This is a genomic window from Roseateles subflavus (assembly GCF_030285365.1).
Classification (GTDB): Bacteria; Pseudomonadota; Gammaproteobacteria; order Burkholderiales; family Burkholderiaceae_C; genus Roseateles_B; species Roseateles_B subflavus.
This window is the reverse complement of the sequence record NZ_JASVDS010000006.1, coordinates 284,484-293,369: the sequence shown is the minus strand read 5'-3', so window position 1 is coordinate 293,369 and position 8,886 is coordinate 284,484. Positions and strand designations below refer to the sequence as shown.

Annotated in this window: 7 protein-coding genes; 1 reads left to right on the top strand and 6 read right to left on the bottom strand. The window is 70.2% G+C overall.

The features are described from left to right. Positions 1–52 precede the first annotated feature (52 nt). Positions 53–532 (top strand): hypothetical protein, encoded by a 480-nt coding sequence (locus tag QRD43_RS19645; protein ID WP_285984192.1) that lies wholly within the window; start codon positions 53–55, stop codon positions 530–532. Positions 533–543: 11 nt separating this feature from the next. On the opposite strand, the gene QRD43_RS19640 is transcribed toward QRD43_RS19645, so the two are convergent. From QRD43_RS19640 to QRD43_RS19615, 6 genes are read right to left on the bottom strand one after another with little or no spacing between them, the layout of a single operon-like run. Then, a complete protein-coding gene (locus tag QRD43_RS19640) occupies positions 544–1,467 on the bottom strand; it encodes an aldo/keto reductase (protein WP_285984191.1) in 924 nt (307 codons plus the stop codon). Then, positions 1,464–3,872 (bottom strand): glycoside hydrolase family 13 protein, encoded by a 2,409-nt coding sequence (locus QRD43_RS19635; protein WP_285984190.1) that lies wholly within the window; start codon positions 3,870–3,872, stop codon positions 1,464–1,466. The genes QRD43_RS19640 and QRD43_RS19635 overlap by 4 nt, the downstream gene beginning before the upstream one ends. Beyond that, positions 3,869–4,759: a maltose ABC transporter permease MalG gene (gene malG, locus QRD43_RS19630; RefSeq protein ID WP_285984189.1), complete on the bottom strand. Its 891-nt coding sequence runs from the start codon at positions 4,757–4,759 to the stop codon at positions 3,869–3,871. Before malG ends, QRD43_RS19635 begins: the two co-directional genes overlap by 4 nt. A gap of 9 nt (positions 4,760–4,768) precedes the next feature. Further along, positions 4,769–6,391: a maltose ABC transporter permease MalF gene (gene malF, locus QRD43_RS19625; protein WP_285984188.1), complete on the bottom strand. Its 1,623-nt coding sequence runs from the start codon at positions 6,389–6,391 to the stop codon at positions 4,769–4,771. A 7-nt stretch (positions 6,392–6,398) separates the two neighbouring features. Next, a complete protein-coding gene (gene malE, locus QRD43_RS19620) occupies positions 6,399–7,583 on the bottom strand; it encodes a maltose/maltodextrin ABC transporter substrate-binding protein MalE (protein WP_285984187.1) in 1,185 nt (394 codons plus the stop codon). After that, the gene (locus QRD43_RS19615) at positions 7,580–8,698 is read right to left on the bottom strand and encodes an ABC transporter ATP-binding protein (protein ID WP_285984186.1); all 1,119 of its coding nucleotides are present in this window, start codon (positions 8,696–8,698) and stop codon (positions 7,580–7,582) included. The genes malE and QRD43_RS19615 overlap by 4 nt, the downstream gene beginning before the upstream one ends. Positions 8,699–8,886 lie beyond the last annotated feature (188 nt).

Below are 8,886 nucleotides of genomic sequence, written 5' to 3'. Positions count from 1 at the left end.
CATCGAGCCGCCTGCCCCGCCAAGTGGGCCGGCTTCACAATTCAATTGCTTCGTGACTGCGATGACTGACGAGCCCTTTGAACCCGACCTGCGTCGCCTGCGAGAGGACGAGCGGGACGCCTTGCATGAGCTGGTGTCTTCGCGGTGGGCGTCGCTGGCGGACACCGCGGGGCAGATTCCTTATGTCCAGGGCGGTCTGTACACGGTGACGTGGGTGCTGTCCGGGCTGGACCGCGGCCGCGCCGAGCGCCTGGCCTGGCTGGCTCAGCAGATGCGCTTCACGCTGGAGGAGCTGCAGGTGGCAACGGCCCCGAGCGAGATTCCCGGGCTGGTCGATACGTTCTACCAGGTCCACGTGAGCCGCTCGGTGGCGCTGCTGCCGGATGCGCTGCTGGGCGAGGCGCAGCTGCTGGAATCGCTGGCAGTGTGCTGGGGGCTGCACCTCACGGCCCTGCACGTGCCATCCCACCATGCCGCAGACCGGGCAGCCGCGCGCAGCGGCATGGGCGCCATGGGACGAGACATCGGCTGAGGCGCGCGCCCTCAGATCACGCCGTGCCACTGCGCCGCGTGCGGCACGAATCGCGCCAGCAGCGCCTGCTGCAGCGGCGCCGGCAAGGGCCCGCGGGCCACGGCGGCGAGGTTGCGCTGGACGTTCTCAAGGCGCCGGCTGCCAGCGATGACGCTGCTCACCCCCGGCAGCCAGGCCACGAAGCGCAAGGCCATCTCATCCGGGGCCATGTCGGGGGCCAGGTCTTGCCTCAGGGCCTCCAGATCCAGGGCCCGCCAGCGGTCCCAGTACTGCCCCTCGGCAAAGTCGTCCGGCCGCTGCGCATGCCGCCAGATGGCGCCGGCCAGCGGCCGCTTGGCGATCACGCCCACGCCACGCGCCCGAGCCCGGTCCAGACGGTCCGGCACATTGGCCTGGTCGCAGACGCTCACCGAGGTCTGCACGGCGCCGAACACCGGATCGGCCAGGGCGAGGTCCAGCTCGGCGTTCTCGCCCGAGTAGGCCGCGACGCGGATCTTGCCGGCGCGGCGGCAGTCGTCCAGAGCCCGGACCACGTCGCCACGCTGCAGCGTCTCCAGCGGGCAGGAATGCAGGTGCGCGATGTCGATGACGTCCGTGCGCATCAGCCGCAGGGCGCGCTCCACGCCCTGGACGATGCAGTCGTGGGTCCAGTCCGGCACGCCGTCCACGCCATAGCCCAGCTTGGTGGACAGCAGGAACTCCTGGCGACGGTGCGCGAGATGGCGGCCGATGCGCGCCTCGGACAGGCCGTAGGAGCGCGCCGTGTCGATGAGCGTGACGCCCAGGTCCAGCACGGCGTTGAGCAGGGCGCCGGCCTCGGCATCACTGGTGCGCTCGTCGTTGAGGTGCATGGCGCCAAAGCCCAGCGCGCTGACCTGCAGGCCGGTCTGGCCGAAGTCGCGCGGAGGCGCAGGACGGGGAGAGGCAGGCGTCATTCGTTCACCAGGAGGCGCCCGCCGAGGGCGGGCAGGGGCAGGAGCAGGCGGCCCTGATCGGCCACGAAGCGTTCGCCGCTGAGGGCGTCGCGCCAGCGGACGGGCCATTCGGGGCCCAGGGGGAGGCTGGCGCGGGTGACGCCGGGCGCATTGCTGAGCACCGTCAGCGCCCGGGCGTCGCCCAGGCGGCGGGGCAGGGCGAGCAGCTGTGCCGTGGCGACAAGCGGGGCGTCCGGCAGGCCGTGGCGCAGCACGGGATGCTGCTGGCGCAGGGCCGCGAGGCGGCGCCAGTCGGCGCGCAGGGCTTCGTCGGGCGCGCCGCCCGCGTCCGCCCACGGGTAGGGGGCCCGGTTGAAGGGATCGTCGCCGCCGCTCACGCCCACCTCGTCACCGTAGTAGAGGCTCGGCGCGCCGGGCGCCGTCACCTGCAGCAGCCAGGCCAGGCGCAGGCGTTGCCGCGCCAGCCGGCGGGCGCTGGCGGGGCTGTCTTCGCGCTCGCCCAGGGCGTGCAGCGCGCGCGGCTGGTCGTGGCTGGAGAGCAGGTTCATGTTGGCCAGCAGGGCCTGCGCGGGGTAGGACTCGCGCATGAACTCGAGATGCGCGGCCAGCCGCCTCGCATCGCCGCCGGCGGCGAAGTCCAGCGCCGCGCTGCGGAAGATGTAGTTCATCGTGCCGTCGAAGGTGTCGCCCAGGAAGTACTTGCTGGCGTCGAACCAGGTCTCGGCGATCGTGATCGCATCGGGCCGATGCGCCTTGATGGCGCGGCGCCATTCGCGCCAGAAATCATCCGGCACCCAGGGCGCGACGTCCATGCGCCAACCGGCCGCGCCGCGGTCCAGCCACTGCTGCATGACGCCGCCCGGGCCGTAGGCGAAGTCGCGGAAGGCGCGGCTGCCCTTGTCGATCTCCGGCAGGTCCGTCACGCCGACCCAGCCCTTGAACTGGCGGTCCGGCGCGGCCTGGCCGGGGTCGAAGCTGAACCAGTCCGCATAGGGCGAGCCCGGCTGGATGCGGCCGCCGCGGAAGGCGCCGGGGCGCTCCGCCGGGGTGTGGCGGGCGAAGCGGTCGAAGTAGCGCGAGTCGGCGCCGACGTGGTTCAGGGAGGTGTCCGGCAGCACCCGCAGGCCGCGCTTCGCGGCTTCGGCGCAGAGCCGCTCGAAGTCGGCGTTGCTGCCGAGGGCCGGGTCGACCTCGGTGTAGTCGGCCGTGTCGTACTTGTGGTTGCTGGCCGCGCGGAAGATGGGCGTCAGATAGATCGTGTTGACCCCGAGCGCGCGGATGTCGTCGAGCTTCTCGATGATGCCGGCGAGGTCGCCGCCGAAGAAGTCGTTGTTGTAGACGGCATCGGAGCCGTCACCGCTGCCGGGCTTGTAGGGCTTGTCGATCCAGCGGGCGTGTCGCTCGACGTCGTGGCCCTGGTAGCGGTCCTGCACGCGCCCGCCGCCGGGGCGTGGGTCGTTGGACGGGTCGCCGTTCCTGAAGCGCTCCGGGAAGATGGCGTAGTAGACGGCGTCATGCGCCCAGGCTGGCACGGCGAAGTCGCGTGCATGGATGGTCTGCCGGTAGCGGCGGATGCGGCGGGCGTCCGACGGCAGGCGCTCGACCACCGCCGGGCCCAGGCTGCCCTTCTCACGCGTCCAGTGGACCGTGTCCCTGTTGTTCTGCAGGGCGTAGCGGCCTTGCTGCGTCTCCAGCTCGAACCAGTAGCCGAAGATGCCGACCTCGTCGAAGCGGACGGTGGTGTTGAAGGCGGTGCCGAGACCGTGGCCCTCGGGCGTCATGGCGATGCGCTGCAGCGGTTCGTAGCTCAGCTGCTCCTGGTTGCCGCTCAGATGGCGCCGCTCCAGCACGAGCGTGGCGCGCAGCAGGCCCGGACGGGTGCTGGCCAGCGCGAAGCGGATCTCGGTGCCTTGCGGCTGGGCACCGAAGGGCGTCTTGGACTCGGCGTGGCGAGAGTCGAAGTGGGTGCTCAGGGCAGCTTCGTCGGTGATCGGGCGAGGCGGCGTGGGCTTGAAGGACAGCGGTCCGAGCTCGAGTCGCGTCGCTCCCGAGGCCTCGAAGCGCAGGCGCAGCGTGTGGGCCCCGCGCAGATCCAGGCGGACGTTGCCGAGGGCCGCGGCGCCGCGTGCCAGGCGACCCTGGGCGTCGGCGCCCCAGGTGCGCTCGGGCGTCCAGTCCTCGTCGGCCACCTTGAACTCCTGCGGCCCTTGCGCGCGCAGGTTGAGGTAGTAGGCGTCGCAGCGGTACTCAAAGGCCTGCTCGTCCTGGGCCGCCCAGTTGTTGAGCGGGCCGCGCAGGTAGAGCACGGTGTCGCCGAAAGGGGCCGGCGCGCAGGGCCGGGCCACGGCCGGCAGCCCGAGCAGTCCGAGCAGCCCGGCGGCGAGCAGGCGGCGGGCGCGCCTCATCCCTTCACGCCGCCGGCCGTGAGGCCCGAGACGATCCAGCGCTGCGCCAGCAGGAACACGAGCGTGATCGGCAGGCCCGAGAGCACGGCGGCCGCGGCGAAGTCGCCCCACAGGAAACGCTGGTCGTGCAGGAAGTACTTCGAGCCCACGGCCAGCGTGAGGTTGCCCTCCTCGCGCAGCAGGACGGAGGCCACCGGGTACTCGATGATGGTCCCGATGAAGGCCAGCACGAAGACGACCATCAGGATGGGCACGGCCATCGGCAGCAGCACGCGGCGGAAGGCCTGCCAGTGCGAGGCACCATCGACCTTGGCGTTCTCCTCGATCTCGCTCGGGATGGTCTCGAAGTAGCCCTTGATCGTCCAGATGTGCGTGGCCACGCCGCCGAGGTAGGCCAGCACCAGGCCGGCGTGCGTCTCGAGGCCCAGCACCGGCACCTGCGTGCCGATGGTCTCGAAGATGGCATAGAGCGCCACCAGGGCCAGCACCGGCGGGAACATCTGCAGCAGCAGCATGCTGTTCAGGATGCCTGTCTTGAAGGGGAACCTCAGGCGCGCGAAGGCATAGGCCGCGGTGGTGGAGATGGCCACGATGGCGAAGGCCGAGATCGTCGCGACCTTGATCGAGTTCCACAGCCAGGTGAGCACGGGGAAGGGCGGCTGCACGAGCGCGCCGTCCGGGCCCTGGTAGGGGATGCCCAGCGCGAGCTTCCAGTGCTCCAGGCTGACCTCGGCGGGAATCAGGCTGCCGGTGGCGAAGTTGCCGGGCCGCAGCGAGATGGACACCACCGCCAGCAGCGGGAACAGCGTCAATGCCAGGAACACCCACAGCAGGGCATGGGCGGCGCCGACGCGCCAGCGGGCTTGCTTGCCTCGAACGATGGCCATGGGGTGTCCTTAGCTCTGTGCCTTGCGCATGAGACGGAGGTTCAGCAGCGACATCGCCGCCACCAGGAAGAAGATCAGCGTGGAGATCGCCGCCGCGAGGCCGAAGTCCGAGCCCGAGTCGCGGAAGGCGATGCGGTAGGTGTAGGACACGAGGATGTCCGTCTGCCCGGCCGGCAGCTTGGTCGAGAGGAAGTCCGGCCGGCCGTCGGTCAGCAGGGCGATCAGCACGAAGTTGTTGAAGTTGAAGGCGAAGGCGCTGATGAGCAGGGGCGACAGCGGCTTCACGATCAGCGGCGCGGTGATGCGCCAGAAGTTGGTCCATGGCCCCGCGCCCACGATGGCCGAGGCCTCGTACAGGTCCGCCGGGATCGCCTTCAGCAGGCCCGAGCACAGGATCATGATGTAGGGGTAGCCCAGCCAGATGTTCACGATCAGCAGCATCACCTTGGCCAGCAGCGGGTCGGCGAACCAGGCGGGCTTCACGCCGAAGAGGGCGTCGAGGATGGCGTTGATCTCGCCGAAGTTCTGGTTGAACAGGCCCTTGAAGACGAGGATGGAGATGAAGCCCGGCACCGCGTAGGGCAGGAAGAGCAGGGTGCGGTAGGCGGTGCGGCCCTTGAGGTCCTCCCAGTTCAGCAGCACGGCCAGGAACATGCCGATGAAGGTGGCGCCCGCCACGGTGGCCAGCGAGAACAGCACCGTCCAGATGAAGATGCTGACAAAGGGGCCGCGGAACTCGGCATCGAAGAGCATGCGGCTGTAGTTCTGCAGGCCCACGAGGACCTTGTAGCCGGGCTGCAGGATCTCGCCGCCGGCGCCGTCCTGGCTGCGGTAGTAACCGAGCTTGCCGTCCGGCGCGAAGCGCTGGCCGTCCGCCGCGCGCAGCAGGCTGCCGTCGGGCTGCTCCACGTAGTGCGGCGAGACGGGGCCGTACTCGCGCAGGCCCAGGTAGCGCAGCTGCGCCTCGGGGCCGCTGCGATCGGGCAGCAGCAGCTGCAGTTGTGCGAGCGCCTCGCGGTGCTGCACGAGCTCGCGCAGCGGCAGCGCGGGCTGCAGTGCGCTTTGCAGCGGCAGGTGCTCCTCCCGGGCCGCGAGCATCGTGACCTTCAGCGGCTCGCGCGTCTTCTTGAGCGCCAGCGGCGGGGATACATAGCGCGGCTGCGCCGTGCCGGCCTCGTTGAGCACGACGCGGAACTCCGGCCCGTCGGCGTGCAGGCTGAAGCCCATGGCGCCCGCCTCGATCACGTCGTGCTGGTCCAGCAGATAGGCCCGCACGCGTTCCTGGCTCAGCAGGTGAGCCGACGAGTAGTTGGTGAAGCCGATCTGCGCCGTGTAGAGCAGCGGAAAGGCGATGAACACGGCCATGCCGGCCACGCCGGGGAAGAGGTAGCGCCAGGCGAATCCCGCCCGCAGGTAGGCGTAGAAGGCGCCGCCGAACAGCGCGAGTGCGCCGGCCGCCCAGGCGGTCTGGCCCGCGGCGTAGATGGAGAAGACGAGGTACAGCGCGCCCAGCGCCAGGGCGGCCACGGCGGGCCAGCGCAGGGCGGCGAGGAGGCGGCTCCCGAGCGAGGGCGGCAGGGTGCTGTAGGCCGCGGCGAGCGGCGAGGGGGCGAGGGAGGGCGAAGCGTTCATGGGCGGCTCACTTCTTCAGGAGCATGCGGGCGGCGGCGCCGTCGAGCGCGTCCTTCGGGCTCTGCAGACCATTGCTGATGGCCTCCAGCGCGGCGTCCATGGCGGTCCAGAAGCGGCCCACCTCGGGGATGTTGGGAATGGGCTCGCCGAGGCGGGCGTTCTCCATGCTGGCCTTGATCAGCGGATTGACCGAGAGCTCGGCATAGAAGGCCTTGTTGGCGGGCACACCGATGGGCACGTCGGCATCGAGCACCTTGAGGGCCTCGGGGCGCAGCAGGTGCTGCTCCAGGAACTCGCGGGCCAGGTCCTTCTGCCGGGAGGGCGCGGCGATCATGCAGCCCAGCACGCCCACGAAGGGCTTGGAGTACTGTCCCGGCCTGACCGCGGGGATGGGCGCCACGCCGAAGTCGATGCGCGCGCGCCGGGCGTTCTCCCAGGCCCAGGGGCCGGAGATCATCATCGCCACCTCGCCGCGGGCGAAGCCGCTTTCCATCTCGGCGTAGTTGGCGCCCTTGGGCATGTGGCCCTCGCGCACCAGGCGGTCGATCATCTGCGCACCGGCCAGCGCGCCCTCGTTGTTGACGCCGACCTGCCCGGCGTCGAAGTCCCCGCGCGCATCGCGTCCGAAGATCTGCCCGCCGGCGCCGGCCAGCACGGGCCAGCTGAAGAAGCTCTTGTTGTAGTGCCACAGGATGGCGCGCTTGCCCTGGCCCTGGAGCTTGCGGTCCAGCTGGATCACCTCGTCGAAGGTCCTGGGTGGCACGGGCACCAGGCTCTTGTTGTAGATGAGGCCGGTGGTCTCGATGGCGATCGGGTAGCCCCAGGTCCGGCCCTGGTAGCTGAAGGCGCGCCAGGCGGTGTCCTCGATTTCGGCGCGCAGGGCGGGGGAGGGGCGCAGCGGTGTGAGCAGGCCGGCCTTGGCCCATTCGCCCACGCGGTCGTGGGGCCAGCAGAAGATGTCCGGGCCCTTGCCGGCGCCGGCGGCCTGCTGGAACTTGTCCGTCGCGTCGACGGGATGCTCGACGACGACCTTCACGCCCGAGAGCTTCTCGAAGGCGTGGCCGACCTTCTGCAGGCCGTTGTAGGCCTTGTCGCCGTTGATCCAGACGAGCAGCGTGGGCGTCGGCGCGGCCTGGGCGAGGGCGCTCGCGAGCAGCGCCAGGGCGGCCGCGGCGTTGCGGGCGGCCCTCATGCCCCGAGCTCCGGCGCGGCGAGGCGGCGCAAGGCCTGACCCTCGGCGTCGAACAGGTACAGCGCCTCGGGCGGGAAGTGCAGCTGGAGCTGGTCCCCGCTGCGCAGGCGGTCGCAGCCGTTGCGTCCGGCGAACTGGCAGGTCAGCGCCTCCTCGATGCCGGGGAAGGGGCAGTAGGCGAAGGTCGTGCCGCCGAGGGACTCGACGAAGGTGACCGTCGTCTGCAGCTGGTTGCCCTCGCCCTCGGTGCGGATGTGCTCGGGGCGGATGCCCAGCGTGACCTTGTCGCCCACGCGGACGCGGCCCGCATCCACGAGCGTGCGCATGAGCAGGCCGCCGGCGAGACGCACATCGGCGTGGCCGGCCTCGATCGCGGCCAGCTCGCCGGCGATGAAGTTCATCTTGGGGCTGCCGATGAAGCCGGCCACGAAGAGGTTGCGCGGGTGCTCGTACAGCTCCAGCGGCGTGCCGACCTGCTCGATGCGGCCGGCCTGCAGCACCACGATGCGGTCCGCCAGCGTCATGGCCTCCACCTGGTCGTGCGTCACGTAGACCATGGTGGTCTTGAGCTCCTCGTGCAGCTTCGCGAACTCATAGCGCATGCGCACGCGCAAGGCGGCATCGAGGTTGGAGAGCGGCTCGTCGAAGAGGAAGACCTCGGGCTTGCGCACGATGGCGCGGCCGATGGCCACGCGCTGGCGCTGGCCGCCCGAGAGGTCCTTGGGCTTGCGCTCCAGCAGGTGCTCGATGTGCAGGATGCGCGCGGCATGGCGCACGGCCGTGTCGATCTCGGCCTTGGGCACCTTGGCCAGCTGGAGGCCGAAGGCCATGTTGTCGTACAGGTTCATGTGCGGGTAGAGCGCATACGACTGGAACACCATCGCGATGCCGCGCTCGGCCGGCGGCACGTCATTGACCAGGCGGCCGCCGATGCGCAGCTCGCCGCCGGTGATGTCCTCCAGGCCGGCAATGGAGCGCAGCAGGGTGGACTTGCCGCAGCCGGAGGGCCCGACGAAGACCATGAACTCGCCGTCGCGGATCTCCAGGTCGATGCCATGCAGGATTTGGGTCTCGCCGTAGGCCTTGGCCACGGACTGCAGCAACACGCTCGCCACTTGTCTACCTCCGCCAGCCGGCTGGCGCCGGTCGGCTTGTCTCGCTCATGGGGTGGTCCGGGCGGTGCCGAGGACCTCGTTTGTAGAGAATATACAGTTCAAAATGTAGTCTTACAACGTGGGTGAACCTGATTGCTGGTCACGCAACCATTGAAAATCAAGCACTTAACTTTCAGTTCGGGTTAACC